Source organism: Enterobacter sp. B79-1, assembly GCF_057444735.1.
In genome coordinates this window covers 443,687-464,268 of record NZ_JBYAZJ010000001.1, presented here as the reverse complement: position 1 = coordinate 464,268, position 20,582 = coordinate 443,687, and the positions used below count along the sequence as shown (strand labels likewise).

Annotated in this window: 22 protein-coding genes; 17 read left to right on the top strand and 5 right to left on the bottom strand. The window is 54.0% G+C overall.

Going from position 1 to position 20,582, the window contains the following annotated elements; translation table 11 throughout:
* Positions 1-32: 32 nt before the first annotated feature.
* The 8 genes from AC2T6E_RS02260 (at position 33) to AC2T6E_RS02225 (ending at position 8,472) form a co-directional block, all read left to right on the top strand.
* Positions 33-1,622 (top strand): methyl-accepting chemotaxis protein, encoded by a 1,590-nt coding sequence (locus tag AC2T6E_RS02260; RefSeq protein ID WP_486690399.1) that lies wholly within the window; start codon positions 33-35, stop codon positions 1,620-1,622.
* Positions 1,623-1,684: 62 nt separating this feature from the next.
* A complete protein-coding gene (gene glsB, locus AC2T6E_RS02255) occupies positions 1,685-2,611 on the top strand; it encodes a glutaminase B (protein ID WP_148400686.1) in 927 nt (308 codons plus the stop codon).
* Positions 2,611-2,967: a DUF4186 domain-containing protein gene (locus tag AC2T6E_RS02250; protein WP_348572642.1), complete on the top strand. Its 357-nt coding sequence runs from the start codon at positions 2,611-2,613 to the stop codon at positions 2,965-2,967. Before glsB ends, AC2T6E_RS02250 begins: the two co-directional genes overlap by 1 nt.
* Positions 2,968-3,171: 204 nt before the next feature.
* Positions 3,172-4,164: a sensor domain-containing diguanylate cyclase gene (locus AC2T6E_RS02245; protein ID WP_458666882.1), complete on the top strand. Its 993-nt coding sequence runs from the start codon at positions 3,172-3,174 to the stop codon at positions 4,162-4,164.
* A gap of 53 nt (positions 4,165-4,217) precedes the next feature.
* The gene (locus tag AC2T6E_RS02240) at positions 4,218-5,183 is read left to right on the top strand and encodes a sensor domain-containing diguanylate cyclase (protein ID WP_265185837.1); all 966 of its coding nucleotides are present in this window, start codon (positions 4,218-4,220) and stop codon (positions 5,181-5,183) included.
* A 77-nt stretch (positions 5,184-5,260) separates the two neighbouring features.
* Positions 5,261-5,788 carry a GNAT family N-acetyltransferase gene (locus AC2T6E_RS02235; protein ID WP_214593998.1) on the top strand — a complete coding sequence of 176 codons (528 nt, stop codon included), beginning with the start codon at positions 5,261-5,263 and terminating at the stop codon, positions 5,786-5,788.
* Positions 5,789-5,904: 116 nt separating this feature from the next.
* The gene (locus AC2T6E_RS02230) at positions 5,905-7,356 is read left to right on the top strand and encodes a tagaturonate reductase (protein ID WP_214593997.1); all 1,452 of its coding nucleotides are present in this window, start codon (positions 5,905-5,907) and stop codon (positions 7,354-7,356) included.
* Positions 7,357-7,557: 201 nt separating this feature from the next.
* The gene (locus tag AC2T6E_RS02225) at positions 7,558-8,472 is read left to right on the top strand and encodes a bestrophin family protein (protein ID WP_108417468.1); all 915 of its coding nucleotides are present in this window, start codon (positions 7,558-7,560) and stop codon (positions 8,470-8,472) included.
* Here AC2T6E_RS02225 and AC2T6E_RS02220 read toward each other — a convergent pair.
* Entirely contained in the window at positions 8,460-9,008 is a 549-nt protein-coding gene (locus tag AC2T6E_RS02220; protein WP_100166656.1) for a GNAT family N-acetyltransferase, read from the bottom strand. The two genes, AC2T6E_RS02225 and AC2T6E_RS02220, sit on opposite strands and share 13 nt — an antisense overlap.
* Positions 9,009-9,109: 101 nt before the next feature.
* Between AC2T6E_RS02220 and AC2T6E_RS02215 the strand changes: the two genes are divergently transcribed.
* The 7 genes from AC2T6E_RS02215 (at position 9,110) to AC2T6E_RS02185 (ending at position 15,175) form a co-directional block, all read left to right on the top strand.
* The gene (locus AC2T6E_RS02215; protein ID WP_126816506.1) at positions 9,110-9,697 is read left to right on the top strand and encodes a hypothetical protein; all 588 of its coding nucleotides are present in this window, start codon (positions 9,110-9,112) and stop codon (positions 9,695-9,697) included.
* An 8-nt stretch (positions 9,698-9,705) separates the two neighbouring features.
* On the top strand, positions 9,706-10,176 hold the full coding sequence (locus AC2T6E_RS02210; RefSeq protein ID WP_108417464.1) for a GNAT family N-acetyltransferase: 471 nt from the start codon (positions 9,706-9,708) through the stop codon (positions 10,174-10,176).
* 12 nt (positions 10,177-10,188) lie between these two features.
* A complete protein-coding gene (locus AC2T6E_RS02205) occupies positions 10,189-10,629 on the top strand; it encodes a GNAT family N-acetyltransferase (protein ID WP_108417463.1) in 441 nt (146 codons plus the stop codon).
* Between the two features lie 145 nt (positions 10,630-10,774).
* The gene (locus tag AC2T6E_RS02200) at positions 10,775-11,770 is read left to right on the top strand and encodes an alpha/beta fold hydrolase (RefSeq protein ID WP_486690392.1); all 996 of its coding nucleotides are present in this window, start codon (positions 10,775-10,777) and stop codon (positions 11,768-11,770) included.
* Positions 11,771-11,814: 44 nt separating this feature from the next.
* Positions 11,815-12,555, top strand: coding sequence for a response regulator (locus AC2T6E_RS02195; RefSeq protein WP_042718094.1), 741 nt, complete (start codon positions 11,815-11,817; stop codon positions 12,553-12,555).
* Complete coding sequence (locus AC2T6E_RS02190; RefSeq protein ID WP_108417461.1) at positions 12,552-13,847, top strand: sensor histidine kinase; 1,296 nt, start codon at positions 12,552-12,554, stop codon at positions 13,845-13,847. The genes AC2T6E_RS02195 and AC2T6E_RS02190 overlap by 4 nt, the downstream gene beginning before the upstream one ends.
* A gap of 137 nt (positions 13,848-13,984) precedes the next feature.
* Complete coding sequence (locus tag AC2T6E_RS02185) at positions 13,985-15,175, top strand: cytochrome c biogenesis protein/redoxin (protein WP_108417460.1); 1,191 nt, start codon at positions 13,985-13,987, stop codon at positions 15,173-15,175.
* An 8-nt stretch (positions 15,176-15,183) separates the two neighbouring features.
* Here the strand turns inward: AC2T6E_RS02185 and tam are convergent, their stop codons facing one another.
* Positions 15,184-15,942 (bottom strand): trans-aconitate 2-methyltransferase, encoded by a 759-nt coding sequence (gene tam / locus AC2T6E_RS02180; RefSeq protein ID WP_486690388.1) that lies wholly within the window; start codon positions 15,940-15,942, stop codon positions 15,184-15,186.
* A gap of 82 nt (positions 15,943-16,024) precedes the next feature.
* The gene (locus AC2T6E_RS02175) at positions 16,025-16,609 is read right to left on the bottom strand and encodes a GDP-mannose pyrophosphatase (protein WP_486690386.1); all 585 of its coding nucleotides are present in this window, start codon (positions 16,607-16,609) and stop codon (positions 16,025-16,027) included.
* Between the two features lie 86 nt (positions 16,610-16,695).
* Here AC2T6E_RS02175 and AC2T6E_RS02170 point away from each other — a divergent pair, with 86 nt between their 5' ends.
* Positions 16,696-17,469, top strand: coding sequence for a DeoR/GlpR family DNA-binding transcription regulator (locus AC2T6E_RS02170; RefSeq protein ID WP_431642663.1), 774 nt, complete (start codon positions 16,696-16,698; stop codon positions 17,467-17,469).
* Positions 17,470-17,569: 100 nt separating this feature from the next.
* A complete protein-coding gene (locus AC2T6E_RS02165) occupies positions 17,570-18,862 on the top strand; it encodes a glycoside hydrolase family 28 protein (RefSeq protein WP_278435889.1) in 1,293 nt (430 codons plus the stop codon).
* Between the two features lie 11 nt (positions 18,863-18,873).
* Here the strand turns inward: AC2T6E_RS02165 and AC2T6E_RS02160 are convergent, their stop codons facing one another.
* Complete coding sequence (locus AC2T6E_RS02160) at positions 18,874-19,236, bottom strand: TIR domain-containing protein (protein ID WP_010431180.1); 363 nt, start codon at positions 19,234-19,236, stop codon at positions 18,874-18,876.
* Between the two features lie 132 nt (positions 19,237-19,368).
* On the bottom strand, positions 19,369-19,749 hold the full coding sequence (locus tag AC2T6E_RS02155) for a VOC family protein (protein WP_278435890.1): 381 nt from the start codon (positions 19,747-19,749) through the stop codon (positions 19,369-19,371).
* Between the last annotated feature and the right edge of the window lie 833 nt (positions 19,750-20,582).

The window sequence follows — 20,582 nt, the reverse complement described above, 5'->3', positions numbered from 1 at the left end:
TCGCGTCTAACGTATTGTTACAGAAGAAAATTATGAACCTAACGCAAATTTTTCGCCGTATTGCGCAGCGCGTCATCCCCCGTCAATTTGGTCTGCTGGCCGGCATTTTTTGTATTATTGGGCTTTTCTCCGCACTGCAACTCTCCTCCACGCTTCTGCTCACCGCCTCTCTGAAAGAAGCCCAGCGCAACGAACAGCATAACCAGCTGGCGTATCAGCAGCAGGGCAAGCTGGATCAGGCGCGCGTTTCCCTGCTGGCCGCAAGCGATTTGCTTAACCGCTCCGGCGTCTGGTTTATGCAGGATAAGGAGACCGGCTCGGAAGGGAGCTGGCACAGTCTGATGGACGAGGCGCAAAAGGCGCTGGACGACTCTCATCAGGCATGGACGGCGTGGCTGGCACTCCATCCGGCGAAAGACGAGGCGCTGGTGAACAGCTACCAGCTTTTCTACGGTGCCATTAAAGAGCAGGCGGAAGGGCTGATTAAAACGAACGCCATTGATGCCTTTTTTGCTGTTCCTGCACAGGCGTTTCAGACCGACTTTAATGATAACTATGCGCGTTACCAGCAGCTGAGCGAGAAACAGGCCCTGCAAGGGCGGCAGACGCTGGTGTCGCAGCTTTCAGGCCTGCAAACGCTATTCCTGTTTGCGCCCGTCGTTCTGCTGGTGATTGCCATTCTGGTCTGGTTCGGGATGGCAAAGTGGGTCATTACGCCGCTGCGTCGGTTGATTGCACATATCAACCAGCTTTCTGCGGGCGATCTGTCCGGTACACCGCCAGCTGTAGCCTGCTTCAACCGGGAGATTGGTCAGCTCAGCGGCAGTGTTAATACCCTGCAGCATGGGCTACAGCAGCTGGTATCGCAGGTCAGCCACGCCACGACCTCGATGGTCGAGAACATTGGCTCCCTGGCACAGGGGAATCAGAAGCTGTATCAGCAGTCTGTACGTCAGGCGAAAGAGCTTGAGGATGTCACGGCGAATATCGCCGCGCTGGAAACGCATGTTGAAGGCAACACCGGCTATGCGAAACTTGCCAGCGCCCGCGCAGATGAGGCGCGTCAGGCTGCGGCAGGCGGCGACCAGATGATGTCAACGGTGAATGCCTCCATGCAGGCGATCGTTGACCGATCCTCTGAGATGCGCGGGATCGTAGCGATGATCGACAGCGTGGCGTTCCAGACCAATATTCTTGCCCTGAACGCGGCCATTGAAGCGGCGCATGCGGGCAATCAGGGACGCGGCTTTGCCGTGGTCGCCCGCGAGGTCGGGCTGCTGGCTCGCAAAAGCAGTCATTCTACGCAGACCATTCAGGCGCTGATCAATCACTCTTTGCAGGGGATTCATGATGGCTCAAAAGCGGTTAACCGGCTGGAAGATAACCTGCAGCAGGTTACCGGGCTGGTGGCGAATTTAAGCAGCCTGCTGAATGACATCTCAGACGCCACGCTGAGCCAGGGGGAGAGTATTCATCAGATGACTCGCCAGCTTCACGCCCTGAATCAGGTATCGCGGCAGACGGATGCGCTGGTGTCTGACGCATCGGATGCCTCTGCGCGTTTGCATCAGGAGTCCGATAATTTGCTGGAAGCCGTCTCGCGTTTTCGTCTTCCCGCCTGACGCCATATATAAGCCTCTGTTATACTCGCAGCCCGTTTTAGCCTGAGGGCAAGGAGCAAAGTGTGGCTGCGGTTATCCATAATGAGATGCTGGACGAAATTCTGGCGCAGGTCCGACCGTTAATCGGAAAGGGGAAGGTTGCCGACTATATTCCGGCGCTGGCCTCGGTCAGCGGTAATAAGCTGGGTATCGCCATATGCACGGTAGACGGACAGCGTTTCCAGGCCGGTGATGCGACCGAGCGATTCTCGATTCAGTCCATCTCAAAGGTGCTGAGCCTGGTGGCGGCAATGCGTCAGTATGAAGAAGACGAGCTCTGGCAACGTGTGGGTAAAGATCCCTCCGGTCAGCCATTTAACTCGCTGCTGCAGCTTGAAATGGAACAGGGTAAACCGCGTAATCCTTTTATCAATGCCGGGGCGCTGGTGGTGTGCGATATGCTGCAAAGCCGCCTCAGCGCGCCTCGCCAGCGAATGCTCGAAATCGTGCGCCAGCTTTCTGGCGTGCAGAGCATTGCCTACGATCCGGTGGTCGCGCGCTCGGAGTTTGAGCACTCGGCGCGCAATGCGGCGATAGCCTGGCTGATGAAATCCTTTGGCAATTTCCACAACGATGTTGCGACGGTTCTGCAAAACTACTTCCATTACTGTGCGCTTGAAATGAACTGTGTTGAACTGGCGCAAACGTTCCTGTTCCTCGCGCATCAGGGGCATGCACCGCATCTCGATCAGGAGGTGGTGTCGCCGATGCAGGCCCGTCAGGTGAACGCGCTGATGGCAACCAGCGGGATGTACCAGAATGCCGGTGAGTTCGCCTGGCGTGTCGGCTTACCGGCAAAATCCGGTGTGGGCGGCGGGGTCGTGGCCATCGTTCCCCACGAGATGGCGATTGCCGTCTGGAGTCCGGAACTCGATGAAACGGGAAATTCACTGGCAGGTGTGGCGGCACTGGAACGACTGACCCAACGGTTGGGGCGCTCGGTTTACTGATGTCGAACCTGGATCCATTATTTGCGCGCCTGTCGCGTTCGACGTTTCGGTCGCGCTTTCGACTGGGGCCGAAAGAGCGGCAATACTGCTGGGAAAAAGGGGCTGAGACCATCGATCGCCATGCGGCGGATTTTGTTGCTCAGCGCCTTGCCCCAGCCCATCCCGCGAATGACGGTAAGCAAACGCCGATGCGTGGACATCCGGTGTTTATTGCTCAGCACGCCACTGCCACGTGCTGTCGTGGCTGCCTGGCAAAATGGCACAGCATTCCGCCGGATATCGAGCTTACGGCGCAGCAGCAGCAGTATATCGTCACCGTGATCCATCACTGGCTGGTCATACAAATGAATGCATGACGCAGACGTAGGATTATCCTGTTGTTCATCCCCATACAGGGAGAAAGCGGCCTTGATATATATGATTAAAAGATAAATTGCTTGCTAGGTATTTTTAAGCTCAATAAGATACCGCAAGAAACATATCGGAAAAATCTTAGTATGAATGCCACTGACAAACTTAGTCCCAAGCCTCGCTTACCCGGTCGTCGGTTTGTCAAACGTATGTATCTAATGCGTTTACTCGGCACATTTCTCTGTTTTATTCCTGTCCTGTCCGTATTGATTGAACATCATCGCTCGGTCTGGCTGATGATCCTGCTAGGGGCGAATGCCTTTATTTGGCCAACGGTGGCCTGGCTGCGGGCGCGTCGTTCACCGACGCCACTGGCGACCGAGCACCAGCACCTGGTGCTTGATGCAGGCGCCGGGGGCTTTTGGATCGCGATGATGGCGGTTAATCCGCTTACGTCGGTCGTGATTGCGACCATTTTGCTTTCAGACAGGCTTTCTGCAGGCGGTATTACGCTGCTGAAAAAGGCCGCCGCTCTGATGCTGGTCGTATTCCTGGTGACCTGGCTGACGCAGGGGATGGAGGTAGACGGGTATGTTTCCCAGCGGACAATGTTTGCCACCTTACCGCTGATCGCCATCTACCTGCTGGCCATGAGCATGCTGACTGACAGTATTGCGCAGCGCTTACGGATAAAAAGCCGCGAGCTGGAACGGATCGCCATGATGGATCCGCTGCTGGATATCGCCAACCGTCGTCTGCTGGAAAAACGCATCGATCATGAACTGAATAAACTTCGTCAGACGTGCCGCGAATCTGCTTTGATGTTTATTGATATCGACAACTTTAAAGATGTAAATGACCGCTTTGGCCATAAGGTGGGCGACGCGATGCTGGCGACGGTATCGAAGATCCTGCATCTGGCCACGCGCCCTACAGATACCCCAGCGCGTCTGGGGGGCGATGAATTTGTCATTTTGCTCCCGGATACCAGCGTGGATGAGGCCCAGATTGTGGCTACCCGCATTATGGACGCGGCGGCAGTAATGAAGGATGTGGCGCAAGAGGCCGTGCATTGCACCCTCAGTATCGGTATCGCCTGCGCAACGCGAGATACAAGCAGCGTTGCCGACTGGCTGCAGGCCGCCGATAGTGCCCTTTACCATGCCAAGCGTGAAGGCAAGAACAGAATATTCGCACACTGACAATGTCTCTGTTTAAGCTACGCTTTTAATAACGCAAAGCGTCAGGAGACGTTATGAAAGCACCTGAAAACCCCGCTAATGAAACAGAACGCCTGAACTCGCTGCGCGAGTCTGGCCTTCTTGAAATCGACAATTCCGTGGCATTTGACCGGCTGACGCGTCTGGCTAAACGTTTTTTCCAGGTGCCGCTGGCAATGGTCAATCTCATTGATGAACATTCACTTATTGTGAAATCTGCCGACGGACAGGCACCTGACACCGTTCCGCGCAATATCTCTTTTTGTGGTCACACGATCCTCAGCGAAGCGCCGCTGGTGGTGAGTGATATGCTTCAGGACGACCGTTTTGCCGATAATCCGCTGGTGGCAGGCGACCCAAGGGTTCGCTTCTACGCGGGTTTTCCGCTGCGCTTGCGTGACGGGGCGAGCGTTGGGTCTCTGTGCCTAATCGATTTCGCGCCACGTGAATTTTCCGCGGCGGATCTCGCCGTACTCGGGGACCTGGGCGCGCTGGCGGAAGATGAATTTGCCGCAGTCAGCGCGGCAACCACCGACGAACTCACCGGTTTATACAATCGCCGCGGCTTTAACCAGTTTGTTCGTTTCACCCTCTCTGTCGCCAGACGTCGGGCGGAGCCGCTAACCCTGGGATGGCTGGATCTCGATCGTTTTAAAGAGATCAACGATCGTTACGGCCACGAGGAGGGCGACAAAGCATTGAAAGCGATGGCTTCCCTCATGCAGGCCTCTTTCCGCGAGGCCGATCTGCTGGTTCGCTTTGGCGGTGACGAATTCGCGGTGCTGTTTGCCGATACGGATGAGCAGGGCGCCTGGATCGCCATGCAGTATTTGATCGAACAGGTAGAGAGCTATAACGCGCGTCAACTGCACCCCTGGTCGCTGCATTTCTCCTGGGGCTTGAGTGAGTTCGACCATAACAGCAACGATATTCAGCAGTGGCTTAAAAATGCCGATCGGAAAATGTATTCCATGAAACAGCAGAGACATACTGAGAGATAACGAAATCCTATGTATTAGGTTATTGCGTTACGGAAATGTTAATAGCAATCTGGAGAGATTCATTAAAAGGACAAAACATGAACTCTCCACTGCATATTAAAACCCTCTCCCGGGACCACATTCTGTCCCACATCGATGCGCTGGCCGATATCCTCGAAAACTGTGTTAACGGCGGCGCATCCGTCAGCTTTATGCTGCCTTTTAGTCACGACAAAGCGCGCACGTTCTGGCGCGGGATTGCTGAAAGCGTTGGCCGTCATGAGCGTACCGTACTGGCGTGCGTTGATGAGCAGGACGGCATTATTGGAACGGTACAGCTCATCACCGATCAGCCGGAAAATCAGCCGCACCGTGCGGATGTCGCAAAACTGCTGGTTCACGAAAAGGCCCGCCGTAAAGGGGCGGCTATGGCGCTGATGGAGACCCTTGAAGCGATTGCGCGCGAAAAAGGGCTATCGGTTCTGGTGCTGGATACCTCCACCGGTAGCGGCGCGGAGAGCTTTTACCAGCGGGCGGGCTGGCAAAAAGTGGGGGAGATCCCGCGCTACGCCCTGATGCCAGACGGTGCGATGACGGCCACATCCGTCTTCTATAAATTCTTGTGATTATTTTTCACAATTGCCTGATGAGTTGATCCAAACAGGGGTTCTGGTCTGAAAGGTTTGATAAGTTATTACACCAATCTTATCAGGCTGTATGACTAATCGAAAAGGACCCCAATGTGAACACACTCAACCGACGTGATTTCCCCGGTGCTCTCTACCCTGAACGTATCATTCAGTTTGGCGAAGGTAACTTCTTACGTGCGTTCGTTGACTGGCAAATCGACCTGTTAAACGAGCATACCGAGCTTAACGCCGGTGTGGTGATTGTTCGCCCGATCCAGAGCGATTTCCCGCCATCGCTCAGCACCCAGGATGGTTTGTACACCACCATCATTCGGGGTCTGAATGAGAAGGGCGAGGCGGTAAGCGATGCGCGTCTTATCCGCTCCGTTAACCGTGAAATCAGCGTCTACGATCACTATGATGAGTTTTTGACGCTGGCCCACAACCCCGATATGCGTTTTGTCTTCTCGAACACCACGGAAGCCGGTATCAGCTATCACGCCGCTGACAAATTCGACGATGCCCCGGCGGTAAGCTATCCGGCGAAACTGACGCGACTGCTGTTTGAGCGCTTTAGCCACTTTAACGGCGCAGCGGACAAAGGCTGGATTATCATTCCGTGCGAGCTTATCGACTACAACGGTGAAGCACTGCGCGAACTGGTGCTGCGCTATGCGCAGGAGTGGGCGTTGCCGCAGGCGTTTATCCAGTGGCTGAATGACGCCAATAGCTTCTGTTCTACGCTGGTTGACCGTATCGTTACCGGTTATCCGCGTGACGAAGTGGCATCGCTGGAAGCTCAGCTTGGCTATCACGATGGATTTATCGATACCGCTGAACATTTCTATCTGTTCGTGATTCAGGGGCCAAAATCACTTGCCGCCGAGCTGCGTCTGGATAAATTCCCGCTCAACGTGCTCATCGTTGATGACATTAAGCCGTACAAAGAGCGCAAAGTGGCTATCCTGAACGGGGCGCACACCGCGCTGGTACCGGTAGCCTTCCAGGCCGGTCTGGATACGGTTGGTGAAGCGATGAACGATGCTGAGATTTGTGCGTTCGTCGAAAAAGCGATTTATGAGGAAATTATTCCTGTGTTGGATTTGCCGCGCGAAGAGCTGGAGTCGTTCGCCAGTGCGGTGACGGGCCGTTTCCGTAACCCTTACATCAAGCACCAGCTGCTGTCGATTGCCCTGAACGGGATGACCAAATACCGCACGCGTATCCTGCCGCAGCTGCTGGCGGGGCAGCAGGCGACGGGTCAATTACCCGCGCGTCTGACGTTTGCGCTGGCCGCGTTGATTGCGTTTTACCGGGGTGAACGTCATGGCGAACGCTATCCGGTACAGGATGATGCGCACTGGTTGACCCGCTATCAGCAACTCTGGGCACAGCACCACGATAAGCAGATTGATACCCGTTCACTGGTGGAAGCGGTGCTGAGTGAAAGTCATCACTGGGGGCAGGATGTGACGCAGGTGAAGGGATTGGTAGAACAGGTTACGTTGGATCTTGATGCCATCCTTCATCAGGGGATGCGTGATGCGGTAAAACCACTTTGCTAACACGGTTACCCGGCTTCGGTCGGGTATTTTTACGATCTTTTTTAGTTACAACATACTATTTACTCCTTTTTTAAAAAAAGGCTTCAACTCCGTGCGGTTTGGGCTTACCAGTGGGGAAAATGCAATGTTCCATTAACATGCTTGCAACCGTGAGGGGGATCACGTTTAATAGCCTCGCTCTTTTCCTTTCTGACACTGACTATGATTGTTCGTCCTAAACAGCACTGGCTACAACTGATATTTGTCTGGCACGGTTCGGTTCTGCCGAAAATCTACACCCGCTTGTTACTCAACTTCCTGCTTTCCATCGCCGTCATCCTGATGCTGCCGTGGTATACCTCGCTTGGCATCAAATTTACCGTCGCACCGTTTAGCATTCTTGGCGTGGCGATCGCAATCTTTCTCGGTTTCAGAAACAACGCCTGTTATTCGCGCTACGTTGAGGCTCGCCAACTCTGGGGGCAACTGATGATAGCGGCACGCTCGCTGTTTCGCGAGGTAAAAAACACCTTACCCGACGATAAACATCTGGGTGAGTTTGTGCGCCTGCAAATTGCCTTTGCCAACTGTTTACGCATGACGCTGCGCCGGGAAACAAACGCAGAACAGCTTTCACCTTATCTGGCGGCAGAAGATTTACGTAAAGTGATGGACGCCAACTCTCCGGCGAACCGCATTTTACTGATCATGGGGGAGTGGCTTGCCGTACGGCGTCGTAACGGGCAGCTGTCAGATATCCTGTTCCACAGTCTGAATAACCGTCTGAACGATATGTCGATTGTCCTGTCCGGCTGCGAGCGCATTGCGACAACACCGGTGCCGTTTGCGTACACCCTGATTTTGCATCGCACGGTGTATCTGTTCTGCATCATGCTGCCGTTTGCACTGGTTGTGGATCTGCACTACATGACGCCGTTCGTCTCCGCGTTGATTTCCTATACCTTTATCTCGCTGGATACGCTGGCGGAAGAGCTCGAAGATCCGTTTGGCACCGAAGATAACGATCTGCCGCTGGACGCCATCTGCAACATGATGGAACGCGATCTGCTGCAGATGAACGATGAAGAGAACATTCCGGAAAGGTTGTTCCCGGATAAATACTATCAGCTGACCTGACGGGCATTCCACTCGTCACGGGTGATCTCCCATAACTCGGAATCCAGCATTCCGCTGACGTAGGCTTTCTTTTCCGTTCTGATTAACCGCATGCCGCTGCTGTCTGAAATACGTCGGGAGCGGCTATTGGCGGCAGCCTTCGGGGCGCGTAAAACGGGTTTGTTGAGCGTGTTAAACCAATAGTCCGTCGCGGCAATGCTGGCCTCACGCATAAACCCTTTCCCCTGAAACTCCGGCGCCAGCCAGAACCCTCGGTTGTTATCCTCGACATCGTAGAGGCAGATAATTCCCATGAGCCGATCCGGCGCTTCACGACGGCGGATACTCCAGAACCAGGCAATCCCTTTTTCCATATCCGGCAGCGCCACGTTGTTGACATAGCTTTCCGCACCGTTTTCCGGGTAGGGCCAGGGCACCGAAGAAACCATATAGCGTACGATTTCCCAGCGCGGATACAGCTCTTGAATCTGGACGGCATCTTCAGCAACCAGCGGTTTCAGCAGCAGGCGTTCTGTCGTAAGCGTCGGTATCGTCATCCGCGGATCTCCATATTTAAGCGTTATGCTTTTGTTTGCGTTCTGGTATTTTCATCATTATCACATTCTAATGAGTTGTGCTTTTCTCTGGCGGTATTCTGATGAGATTTCTGAGTTTTTTAACCGGACGTGTATTCCAGGATCTCCTGCAGCATGGCAAAGAGATAAAGGAAGCTGTTGCTCGTCGTGATACTCGTCTTTTGAATCATTCCACTCCCGAGTTGGAACGGTATTTTTCTCGTCCTCTCGACGAACTTCCACGTCAAAACCCGTACCCGATAGCGGCGCTGTTACCTCTGTTTTTAGTGGCATTTGCGTTAAATCTTCTACCTTTTCTCCACACGTTGCAGGGGTTGTCGCCTTTACATCATGCACTGAGTTTTTTCGTACCATCATTGATAATCCTTGTCACGCTCATTGTTAGTAGCGTGCTTCTTGCCCGAGGGGTGACGTCAGGTTTGCTGGGCGTTATGGCATTGTTCATCATCCTACTGGTCATGACCCTCGTTCAGGCGCTACATCTCCTGTTTTCTCATGGCGGAAGCCTTTGGCCAATAGTCATCGCATGCTTCGCCTTGTTACTTTGCCGGGTGGTGATGAATAGCAGAGGTTTTGTGCTGTTTACCCTCTATTGTCGCACTCAGCGTCTTGCCAGACTGGCACGTGAAATCCGGTTAAAAAGCCGTTAAGGGGAGGTATGACGTTACGAAAAGCTAAACCACAGGAAGCCGAAATACTCTGGGATATTCGCAATCAGGCGATCCGTCACGGCTGTAAAACCAGTTACGACGCGGATGTGATTGCGCGCTGGACGCCCGACCTTATGCCCGAACACTATCGAAAAATGGTCACAGATTACCCCTTTTATGTGGTGGAAGATGAAAAGGGTGACATCGCGGCGACGGGTTATCTCGATCTTGATACGCATAGCCTGGAGGCGATATTCACCTTACCTTCAGCATCCGGTAAAGGTATGGCGACACGGATCGTCGAGGCACTGATCAACGAAGCCCGCAGCCGTGGAATTACGCGATTGCTGCTCGATTCGACGCCAAACGCCCGGTCGTTTTATCATAAGCTCGGTTTTGTCACGCTGGGCGAAAAGTATCATCACTCGCGTATGGCGGGTGCTGATTTACGCTGTTTTGAAATGGCAATCACGTTGTAATGTGAGGAACACATGGCTGTCACGGTAAGATCGTTGCGCGCAGATGACTATTCCCAGTGGCGACCGCTGTGGGATGGCTATACCCATTTTTATGATTGCTACCTCGATGAATCTGTTACCGCATCGACGTGGGAAAGGGCGCTCTCAGATAACTCACCCCTATTTTGCCGGGTCGCAGAGAAGGATGGACAGGTTATCGGTTTCGCGATGTGTATTCTGCATGAAGGTACCTGGTCGACAGCCCCCATCTGCTACCTGGAAGATCTGTTTGTGAATGCTGCAGAGCGCGGGGCGGGAGCAGGAAAGGCGCTGATAGCTGCCTTGATTGCGGAAGGCCAGCGCGAAGGGTGGTCAAAACTGTATTGGGTCACACGGGAGAGCAACCCGGCGCGTAAACTGTATGATAAATATGGTGAGGCTGACGATTACGTCCGATACCGCATAACCCTTTAACGTCAAATCGCCTGTGTTTGTATCACACTGTATCAGCGTCCCGGATACATACACAGGCTTGCAATAAACCCGCTTTCGCACATATCCGCTATACAGTGACATGTTGTTATATCCCCGTGAAATGTACACAACCGGAGATATCAACATGTTTAGCAAACTCGCTTACTCGACTCTTGCATTGACCGTTTCTCTTGGCACAGTCATGTCCTGCCAGGCGGAAGCCACGGGCAACGACTTCGCCTCGGCATTTGATCACCCTCAGCAGATTAACGCTGGCGATCTCAACGTCGGCTATGTCGACATCGGACCGAAAACCGGCCAGCCGGTGATTTTGTTACACGGCTGGCCCTACGATATTCATAGCTATGCGGAAGTGGCGCCCGCACTCGCGGCAAACGGCTATCGCGTTATCGTGCCTTCACTGCGCGGATACGGCACCACGCGGTTTATCTCGGATAAAACACCGCGTAACGGTCAGCCTTCCGCCATGGCGAAAGACGTTCTTAACCTGATGGACGCGCTGAACATTAAGCAGGCCGTTTTCGCGGGTTACGACTGGGGGGCCCGCACGGCGGATATCGTCGCCGCTTTATGGCCTGAGCGCGTTAAATCGCTGGTCTCGGTGAGCGGTTATCTGATCGGTAGCCAGGCCTTAGGCAAACAGCCCTTGCCGCCGAAAGCCGAGGTTCAGTGGTGGTATCAGTTCTACTTCGCAACCGAACGCGGCGCGGAAGGCTATGCTAAAAATACCCATGATTTCGCGCGTCTGATCTGGACCCAGGCATCACCGGACTGGAAATTCAGTGAGGCCACATTTAACGCCAGCGCCAAATCGCTTGATAACCCAGACCACGTTGCCGTAACGCTCAGCAATTACCGCTGGCGTTTAGGCCTGGAGAAAGGGGAGCATAAATACGACCGCTACGAGCAGAAACTGGCAACGCTGCCGAACATCACCGTGCCTACGATCACCATTGAGGGCGGTAATAACGGCGCGCCGCATCCTGCACCCGCGGCCTATGCCAGCAAATTTACCGGAAAATATGAGCACCGAACCTTTGGTGCCACCGTCGGGCACAATCCTCCCCAGGAAGATCCGCAGGATTTCGTTAAAGCGGTCGTCGACGCTGACGCGCTTTAAAATGTGCTATTTTCAATCCGTTACCCTTCATTCTGGAGCTTGCGGTGGAGCATATTGATCATATCCTTGTCGTCGATGACGACAGGGATATTCGTGAACTGATTGTCGCTTATCTCATTAAATCCGGCTATCACGCCTCCGGCGCGGCGAACGGGAAAGAGATGCATGCGGCGCTTAATAAACAGCACGTCGACCTGGTTGTGCTGGATGTGATGATGCCGGGCGAAGACGGTCTGACGCTGTGTCGACAGCTGCGCAGCAGCAAGCATAAAGATTTGCCGATACTGATGCTGACGGCCCGCAACGAGGAGACGGACCGGATCCTGGGGCTGGAAATGGGCGCCGACGATTACGTGGTTAAACCCTTTGTTGCCCGCGAGCTTCTGGCACGCATCAAAGCCATTATGCGTCGTTTTCGCACGATGCCGCCCAATCTGCAGGTCACCGAAGCAGGGCGGTTGGTTGAGTTTGGCGACTGGCAGCTCGATACCGTTGCTCGTCATCTTATCGACCCGGAAGGCACGATCGTGGCGCTTAGCGGTGCGGAATATCGCCTGCTGCGCGTTTTCCTTGACCATCCCCAACGCGTTTTGACGCGCGACCAACTGCTGAACCTGACTCAGGGGCGAGATGCCGAACTGTTTGAACGTTCGATCGATCTGTTGGTGAGCCGCGTCCGCCAGCGTCTGAATGAAGATGCGCGAACGCCGGCCTACATTAAAACCGTTCGTAGTGAAGGCTACGTTTTCACCATGCCGGTGACCATTAAGGAGGTTAATGAATGAGCCTCTGGCCGCGATCGCTGCTGACCCGGCTGCTGATTATTATGCTGGTTGGGCTGCTACTGGCTAATGCGCTCAGCCTGACGCTGGTTATGGTGGAGCGCATGCGCAGCGCCCGCACGGTGATGTTGGGTAACCTGGAATATGATGTTGCTACCAGTGTCGCCATTCTTGACCGTCTTCCGGCGAATGAACGTCCGGCCTGGCTGGCGCGGCTTGACCGGGGAAATTACCGCTATATTCTTGGGCCGGGCGAACCGGGTGCGGCCCCGCAGGACAAGCGGTCGCAAGATGCTGTGCGCACCCTCAAAGAGACGCTTTCTGCAGACTACCCCCTTTATTTTACGGCCGTTGCCGGGCCGGTGTCGCACATTCAGGCGCATATCACTTTAAGCGATGGTGCGCCGCTTACGATTGATCTCATTCCCCGCATGCCGCCGGTCGCCAGCTGGCTACCCGTGGTGCTGATCTTACAACTGCTGCTTTTGGCCACCTGTTCGTGGGTAGCCGTGCGTCAGGTGGTACGGCCATTCTCGCAGTTTACTCGCGCGGTCGACTCCCTTGACCCGTCATCACATGCCGCCATGCCCGAGCAGGGGCCGATCGAGGTGCAGCGCGCCGCGCATGCCTTTAACGCCATGCAGTCCCGCATTCAGGCTTACCTCCGCGAGCGCGGGCAGATCCTGGCTTCCATTTCACACGATTTGCAGACCCCGATAACCCGTATGAAGCTGCGCGTTGAAATGGCCGAACAACCTGAACTTCGTGACAAGCTGCTTAACGACCTCGACAGCATGTCGCGTTTGGTTCGGGAGGGTATTGCCTATGCCCGCTCATCAGAAATTCTGGAAGAAGCCACGGTGAAGATGGAGTTAAACGCCTGGATAAACACCCTTGCCAGTGATTATCAGGACATCGGTAAGAACGTGCAGTTTCAGGCAAGCGACGAAAGGCTGCCCATCGTCACTCGCCCCCAGGCGCTGCGGCGGGTAATGACCAATTTGTTGGACAATGCGCTTAAATTCGGTGATTACGCCGAGATTGAAATTGAGCCTCAGGCAGAACAGGTTGTTATCCATATCAAAGACGGCGGGCCGGGAATTCCTGATGCCGAACTTGATGCGGTATTACAGCCTTTTTATCGTATTGAAACGTCCCGTAACCGCGATACGGGAGGTACCGGGCTTGGCCTTGCCATCGCGGCGCAGCTCACCGCGCAGCTGGACGGGAAACTTCACCTGGCGAATCGCACCGAAGGGGGACTGGAGGTTTCCGTCGCGCTGCCGCGCCGTTGATTGTACGGCTTTGTATCTGCGTTCCATACGGATACGGTGGCAGACAAATCGCGCAGATTTGCACATCATCTGAACACATCAGTACGTTGAAATAACCTCACTGCAGCTACGCAGCCAATCTGTTATGTGAGGTCGTTATGTTTCTGATTATCGCTTTTCTAGGCGGGATGATTAGCCTGCTGAGCCCCTGTACGCTCCCCGTTATTCCGCTGCTGTTTGCTGGCTTTCAGGGGCAGCGGCGACACGTCGCGGCGCTTCTCGCGGGCATGGTTGTGATGTTCACCCTGGTGGCCCTGGCCGTCACGGCTGCCAGCGAGTGGATCGTGCAAGCCACCCTGGTAGGGCGCTGGATTGCACTCATGATTTTGGCCACTGCAGCCCTTGCGCTGATTTTTCCGCAGATTGCTCAGCGTATTGCCACACCCGCGGTCCATATCGGCAATGTGCTGAATACCCGAAGCGGACAAACGCGTGGGATGTCTGCCGCATTTCTGGCCGGGCTAGCGGTCGGGCTGCTCTGGTCTCCCTGCGCGGGCCCCATTCTTGGCGCGATCTTCAGCATCAATATCGCGGGTCACTCGCCCCTTACCACCGGAACGCTGCTCATCGCCTACGGAAGCGGATGCGCGCTGATGCTGGGATTGCTTGTTGCCGGAGGCCGTAAGTTGATTCAGCCGTTAAGGGCGAAATCGGCGCTCATGGGACGACTGCGTCAGGCGGCAGGTGCAGTGATGTTGGCCGCGGTGGCATTCAACGTCACGGGGATGACGTCGGCCTTAAAAGGGGCAAATGGCATCGCCGATCGGCTCGAAAACTCACTGTTAAACCTGGCAAAACCGTCGACCTCAACCGTGAAATTGCAGCCGGTGGTGGAGAGCGCGCCGAGCAGTGAATTACCGTCATTGAGCGGCGGCACCGGATGGCTAAATGGTGACCCTGTCACGTCTGAGTCACTACGAGGGAAGGTGGTTCTGATCGATTTCTGGACCTGGGACTGCATTAACTGCCAGCATACGCTTCCCCACGTCCGGGATTGGGCCAACAAATACCAGTCTCAGGGACTCGTGGTGATTGGCGTTCACACGCCAGAATATCCATGGGAAAAACCGCTTTCGTCCGTAAAAAATGCGGTCAATAAATGGCAGCTCCCGTACCGGGTGGTGGCGGATAATCAGTATCAAATCTGGAACAGATTTGGAAACCAGTACTGGCCCGCGCATTACTTCTTTGATGCCAAAGGACAGCTACGCTATACCTCATTCGGCGAGGGTAACTACGACAAACAGGAGCAGGTCATTCAACAGCTTCTGAAAGAAGCCCGCTCCTGAACGCCACCTCAGGGTTGACGCTGAGCGACGATGAAAAGCCGTGGAAACGCCAGCAGTATCTGCCCATTCTCCTGGAGCGGATACTGCTCTTCCAGCAGTTCCTGATAGCGCTTCAGGTAGGCTTTTCGCTCGCTTTCGTTGAGATCCTGCAGCCACGGACGCAATCCCGTGGCGCTGACCCAGTCAATAATGGCCTGGTGCGAGCTCATCTTGTGGAAATAGGTGGTCCGCCAGATATCCACCTCGCACCCGGCCTCCGTCAAAATATCATAGTAGGCATGCACGCCGGGCAGCGGCTCACGGCCACGGTCGGGATAGCCTTGTTCGTAAGCCACTTCGCGCATTGAAACATGCGTAGGTTCAAGCCAGTTGTCGGGCATTTGAATCGCCAGCACGCCATTCAGACGAAGCAGCGAAACCAGGTGCGGCAGCAGATCGTAATGGTCCGGGATCCACTGCAAAGAGGCGTTGGCGTAAATCACATCGAGCGGCTGGTGTGGTGTGTACTGGCGAATGTCTGCCTCGACAAAGTGACATTCAGGCAGCGCGCTGCGCGCTTCCTCCAGCATGGCGGGAGAGTTATCCACCCCTGTTATGTGTGCCGATGGCCAGCGCTGCTTCAGCAATGCGGTACTGTTGCCCGGACCACACCCCAAATCCACGACGGTGGTCACCCCATCCAACGGAACACGCGCCAGAAGCTCGGCGGCAGGGCGTGTGCGTTCCGCGCCGTATTGCAGGTAAAGAGAAGGATTCCAGTCGGCCATGTTCGCAGCTCCATTTCACGGGATTAAGGAAGAATAGCACAGCCAAATACCCGCCAGCGGCAGGTATCTGACAACGCGATGTTTATAAGATCCCTTTCAGGGCGACGTGGTAAATCAGCATGATGGTTTTGCCGTCTACGATTTGGCCGGTCTCAATGCCGCGGAGCGCCTCGTCCAGCGTCACCTCAAGCACGTCGATATCTTCTCCCTCTGACTTGATTCCGCCACCTTTACCGGTTTGATCCAGAGGGTGATATTCCGCCAGGTAGAAATAGAGTTTTTCCGTTACCGAGCCAGGGCTCATATAGGCTTCGAAAATTTTCTCTACGCGCGACACCGTAAACCCGGTCTCTTCCTCGGCTTCCGCTTTGATACGGCTTTCAGGATCCATATTGTCGAGCAGCCCGGCAGCGGCCTCTATCAGAGCGCCTTCATGACCGTTGATAAAGACCGGAAAGCGGAACTGGCGGGTGAGGATGATCGTTTTTTTGTCTCGATTGTAGAGCAGTATGGTGGCTCCGTTGCCCCGGTCGTACACTTCTCGGCTTTGGCGCTGCCACTCGCCGTCGCGGCGTCGTTTATCAAAGGTAAATTTTTTCAGTATGTACCAGTTATCAGATAGGGTTTCGCTCTCGATAATGCGGATATCTGCGCGTTTTGATTGCACGTTCGGCTCTCCTTACGTAGAGTTAAGATCATAAACAGCACTATCGTGCACCCTCAAGATAAAACATGCAACATCAGGAAAGTCCGATGCTCACCAGTCAGCGAAAACAATTGATTCTGGAAAAACTCGAAGCGGAAGGTCAGGTACAGTCGACGGCACTCAGCGTCCATTTTTCAGTATCTGAAGACACCATCCGGCGCGATCTCCGCGAGCTGGCGGCAGAAGGGCGTTTGCAGCGCGTGCACGGCGGTGCGCTGCCGGCATCGTCGGCGGTAGTACCCTTTGCCGAGCGTAAAACCGTGAAAATGGATGCGAAGAAAAACGTTGCCCGAAAGGGCGCTCAGCTTATTTCGGCAGGACAAGTGGTGATTATCGACGGTGGCACGACCACCGCTGAGTTAATCACGTTTTTGCCCCCAGACCTGCAGATTACCGTCGTCACGCATAGCCCGAGTATTGCGCTGGGTCTGGTCGAGCACCCTTTGATTGACGTTATCCTGATCGGCGGACGTCTGTACAAGCACTCGATTGTCACCGTAGGTGCGGCAGCTATCGAAGGCATTGGGAACATACATGCGGATCTGTTCTTTATGGGGGTGACGGGCATTCACCCGGAGGCAGGGCTGACGACCGGCGATTTCGAGGAGGCATGCATCAAACGTGCATTTTCCGGCAGAGCCGCGGAGACCATTGTGCTGGCTTCTCCTGAAAAGATTAATACCGCCTCGTCATTTGCGATTGGCGAGGTGTCGCTGGCGAATACGATGGTTGTGGAAGATGGCACGGATCGGGCCTGGATAAATGCGATAACAGAGAAGGGCGTGACGATCGTTAAAACCTCTGATCGGACACATGAATAACCGTTTTTCTGCCAGCTTTTTGGTCAGGCTGTCCTTGCGGTAAAGGTTATTGATTAAGCGAGTTCTTATACTGCTGATTTTCAACAGTATAAGGGATTCCATGGCAGACATTTCAGTTTTAACGTTCGGTGCAGATCCGAGTGCTGAACGTATTTCAACGACGGCTATCCAGCAGGCTATTGCGAAAGCGCAGCCTGGCGACAGCGTGGTGATCCCTGCAGGCCGTTATCTTACCGGCGCCATTTTTCTTAAAAGTGATATCACGCTGCATCTTGCGCAAGACGCGGTGCTTTTAGGCAGCCAGCACCTTGACGATTACCCCTTAATCGACACTCGGGTTGCCGGCATTGATATGCGGTGGCCAGCAGGCATGATCAACGTGATTAACGCGCAGAACGTAAGCCTCACCGGAACGGGTACCCTCGACGGGCAAGGGCGGATCTGGTGGCAGCGATTCTGGGGAGATGATGAACACGGCGGCATGGTTGGGGACTACAGCGCTAACGGTTTACGCTGGGTGGTGGACTATGATTGCCAGCGTCCCCGCAATGTTCTGGTGTATGAAAGTACGAATATCCTGCTCAAGGATTTCACCAGCTGCGAGTCCGGTTTCTGGAATGTTCACCTTTGTTATTCCCGCGATGTTGCAGTCGAGAACCTGAGTATCATTAATTCTGCGGGACCAAGCACCGATGGAATCGACATTGATTCTTGCGAACAGGTTCGAATTGAGCGCTGTACGGTTTCTTGCAATGACGACAATATCTGTATTAAGGCGGGCCGCGGGCGCGAGGCCGCGCAAAAAGCCCGTACGGCCAGGGACATTGTCATTCGGGAATGCGTGTTGAACAAGGGATCCGGCATCACCTTGGGCAGTGAAACCTCCGGTGGGATCGAGCACGTACTGATCGAAAACAACCGTTTTAACGGCACGGGGGTTGGGTTTCGCATTAAATCAGCCCGCAATCGCGGCGGGTTTATCCGCCACGTCACGGTGCGGAATATGCAGCTCCAGAATGTGCGTTTCCCCATTCTTATCCAACTGAACTGGTTCCCGCAGTACAGCTACGGTGATAGTGGCAACCTGCAGGATAAGCCTGAGCACTGGCGCAAACTGGCTGACGGAGTAGAAGGAGAGGCGGGTCTGACTGAAGTGAGCCATCTGACGCTTAGCAATATCACCGCGCGCCGTACAGACAGCAACTTATTCTCTCGTGCGTTTTTTATCGAAGGCTATCCGGACCGTCCTGTCTGCGGGTTAACGCTGGACAATATTTCCGTCGATGCCACCGAGTTTGGGAAAGTATCGGGCGTTGAGGGGCTGCGCTTTAATAATGTCCTGGTCACCGCGAATGAACTCACGCAGGACATCAATGATTGCTACGAACGCTGATGGGTATTCCGTCAGGCCTGAGGAATGCTCTCTAAGCTGGTGTAGACCTGAAGACCACGCTTGCGCGCGACCTCAATATCCATATCTGCGCCTTTTGAAGCACCTTCGATGCGATAAATCGCGTCGCATTTACCAATGAGGCGATGGGCAACGGGATAAAGCATCGCTTCACTGATTTCATCATGCAACGAGGTTGACCCTGCGGCCTTCGCCAGCGGCAGGGCGAGCCATTCACCAATGACCGGGATGTGCCCACGTTCGTACACCGCAAGCGCTGCGTTTTCCAATCTTGCCAGATTGGCATCGATACGTTCCTGAATACCATCCGTGCCGCTACGATAGGGTCCGGCGATTAAAATCAGCTGTTGAGTCATATCTACCTCTGTGAGTGATGATGCATGTTATTGCACGATAATTTCTTTTTTGCGATGAAATTAAACATAACAGGCATTATCATGCAAAATCAAGTGGAATCATGCATGCAGATCACCGAAGTCGCGGTAGTGTCAGTCCAATGAGCCGCTTTCAAGGGCATGACAAACTGCCTCGATATTATGACCATCGGGCGCAATGACAAACGCGGCATAATAATTTTTGCCGTAAGATCGTAATCCCGGCGCGCCGTTATCTTGCGCGCCCGTACGCAGCGCGGCATTGTAAAAGTCATCAACTTGCTGACGCGTTGTTGCGACAAAGGCGATATGTAATGGTGCTGGCTTATCATGTGTCTGATACAGGCAAAGTGAAACATCGCCGGAACTCATTTCGACACCGTAGTCTGGTGCGCCTTCATCGATAATGTTTACGCCAAGCGGCCGAAGGGCTTCGAGGAAGAAGGTTTTACTTTTTTCATAATCACTTACGCCAAATTTAACATGGTCAAACATTTGAGCCTCCAGTAAGTAGCGGTGAAATACGGAGTATAGAAGCGGAGCGTGATTATGGTGGATTCGATGCCTGGTAATGTGGGTTTGGGCACGTTCGTTGACGAGGACAAGGAAAGGATGACCATGAAATGCTGGATTTTGCCTTAATCTATGTCGGTGCGCATAATGTATATTATGTTAAATTGAATATTATGGTCACATACCCACTCTCTACTTAAATGCCGAGTATTTAAATGTTTAAAGTCTTATCCCGTCGCCTGCAACACTGTAACGAGGTGGCTGCCAGTATCAGCAAAGCCAGCCCGGTTCAACTGCAACAGATAAAGACGCAGCTTGCTGCATTCTTTCTACGTCTTTCTATAAAATGCTGTTATTCACTCTGCATAATCGAGCCTGGCGCAAGCTAATCATCCAGACTCGTGAAGCTCACACGCCTCGCTAACCATTTCCCCTAAAAAACCCGCCATAAACTGGCGGGATTTATACTCATTATCCCAGGCGCGATATCCTTGACCTCGCCTCGTCAAGATGTGCGCGTAACGCCCTCAAACAAGGTGCAAAGCTGGCAGAGAAACGGTCGCAATCGCGGGCTAAAGCATAAAATCGCTCCGCCAGTTCCAACGCTTCACGCCAGGTTTCCCCACCGATCGCATCAAGTAGCGTTGCCGGACGAAGTGTATTCACTATTTCGCCACCTGACTTAGGCGCAAACCCCATAGGCAGAATGTCGTAGGCTGGCGCAAGATTTATGCGGTAAATGGGGGCCGAACTGAACCCCCGAAACGCATCGCGTAGCACATAGTGAATAGATGGACCGGTGCCAATTCGAACAA